This window comes from Salinisphaera sp. PC39, assembly GCF_040361335.1.
Classification (GTDB): domain Bacteria; phylum Pseudomonadota; class Gammaproteobacteria; order Nevskiales; family Salinisphaeraceae; genus APNM01.
The window spans coordinates 1-2,413 of the sequence record NZ_APNM01000032.1 but is presented as its reverse complement, the minus strand read 5'-3'; the positions used below and the strand labels follow the sequence as shown (position 1 = coordinate 2,413).

Below are 2,413 nucleotides of genomic sequence, written 5' to 3'. Positions count from 1 at the left end.
CAATGGGTAATATCCGTCATTCCGTAGCCAGTTGGATGTTTCGCCACCGCATCGCGGCGTGGCTGCTGGTGTTATTGGCGACGGCGTTTTTTGCGGCGGGGCTGCCGAAGGTACAGGTCAAGACGATATTTTCGGACCTGTTGCCGACGGGTCACCCGTACGCGGAGGTGTTCCGTGATCACCCGAACTTCGGCAATCCGCTGACGATGACGGTGATGATCAAGAACAAGAACGGGGACATCTACAACGAGGCGACGCTGCAGAAGACGTGGGACATGACGCGGGACATCGACCTGGCGCCGGCGGTGGACCACGACCAGGTTTTGTCGATCACGACCTCGAAGGCGCGTTACGCGGAAGCGACGCCGTACGGCATCGACATGCGCCCGCTGATGGGCGACTCGGTGCCGACGGGCAAGGCGGAACTGGAAGACTTCAAGCAGCGCGTGGAGCGATCCCCGAACGCGCGCGGTTTCCTGGTATCGGGCGACGGCACGGCGACGCTGGTGCAAGCGACCTTCATCGAGCACCGGTTGAACTTCGGCGAGACCTTCGAATACGTGCAGGGGCTGGTGCGCGAAGCGCGCGACGCCGACCACGAGGTGTATCTGGCGGGCGAGCCGGCGCTGATCGGCTGGGTGTATCGCTACCAGAGCCAGATGATGTGGATCTTCGGCGTGACCATCGGCGCGCTGTTCCTGGCCCTGGCGCTGTACATGCGCAACATCGCGGGCGTGGTGACGCCGGCGGTGACGGGCGTGTTCTCGGCGATCTGGGGTTTCGGTTTCGCGGGCTGGCTGAATCTGGCGGTAGAGCCGCTGCTGCTGCTGGTGCCGCTACTGCTGGTGGCGCGGGCGTTCTCGCACACCGTGCAATACACCGAGCGCTTCTACGAGATCCTGTCGGTCGTCAAGGAAAAGGACAAGGCGGGCGAGCTGGCGCTGCGGGTGATGATGGGCCCGGGCGTACTAGGGATCATCACCGACTCGCTGGCGATCCTGCTGATCATGATCGCGCCGGTACCGGCGATGCAGCGCTTTGCGGCCTTCTCGGGGTTCTGGGCGATGATCCTGATCCCGACCTCGGCGCTGCTGGCGCCGCTGGTGCTGTCGTACATGCCGACGCCGCGCAACCTGGACGCGATCGTGGGCCGCGACGGCAAGAAATCCGGCGGGGTGCACCAGCTCATGGCGAAGCTGCTGGGCTGGCTGTCGGAGATCACCACGGGCCGGGTGGCCTGGGTGACGGCCTTGGTGATGATCAGCGTGGGAGCGGTCACCGTCTACTACGGCGCCAAGGTCAAGTACGGCAACCCGGTCGAAGGCTCGGGCCTGCTGTGGTACGACTCCGAATTCAACGAAGCGGTGCGCTCGATCAACGACCACTTTCCGGGCGTGAACACCCTGGAGATCGTGCTGGAATCGAAGGAGACCGAGAGTCTGGAGCGCACGGCGCGCAAATCGGACGCGGTGCACACGATGCTGGCGATCCAGGACCACATGGAACGCTCGGAGCCGATCCCGCCGCGCGCGACGCTATCGTTCGCGGACTACCTGCGTGAATCGACACGGCTGTACAACGGCGGCGACCCGCGGTGGGCGCCGCTGGACACCACCGACCGGGCGACGCAGGCGGCGGGCTCGGCGGCCCTGATGGGCACGGGCCCGAAGGCCTACAGCCACGTAGTGGACATCAAGCAGCAGAACGCGACCGTGTCGCTGTGGTACCAGGACAACAAGCAGGAAACGGTGGACGCGGCGCTGTCGGCGGCCAAGGAAGCCGTGGAGAAAGTGGGCAAGGACCACGAGAACTTCACGGTGCGCCTGGGCACGGGCACGATCGCGCTGCAGCAGGCGATCAACGAGACCGTGCAGGCCAACTACTGGGAGATCGTGCTCTTCCTGAACCTGCTGATGTTCACGCTGTCGGCGATCGGCTTCCGGTCGATGGTGGCGGGACTGATGCTGCTGGTGCCGGTGAACATGTCGAACTTCGCGATCATCGCGACACTGTCGGCGATGGGCATCGGCCTGGACATCAACACGCTGCTGGTGGCGGCGGTGGGTGTCGGCGTGGGCATCGACTACGGTGTCTACCTGCTGGCGCGCATGTGCGACGAGTACGATCACCTGGAGGGCGACTACAAGGCGATCGTGACCGAGGCGATCACGACCACGGGCCGTGCGATCGCGTTCACGGCGACGATCATGCTGATCGGCATCCTGCCGTGGTACTTCCTGTCGGAGCTGAAGTTCGTGGCGGAGATGGGCCTGCTGCTGTCGGGGATCATGATGATCAACATGATCATGGCACTGATCATCCTGCCGCTGCTGGTGTCGTTCTTTAAGCCCAAGTTCCTGGCACGCAACGACCTGCTGGTCTCCGAACACATGGATCTGAGCGCCTACGAAAA

At 64.0% G+C, this 2,413-nt stretch carries 1 protein-coding gene; it reads left to right on the top strand.

The genetic code is table 11. The annotated features are described in order from the left end of the window. Positions 1-2: 2 nt before the first annotated feature. Positions 3-2,413 (top strand): efflux RND transporter permease subunit (locus tag PC39_RS16585; protein WP_502950890.1); only part of this gene is annotated, 2,411 nt, incomplete at its 3' end.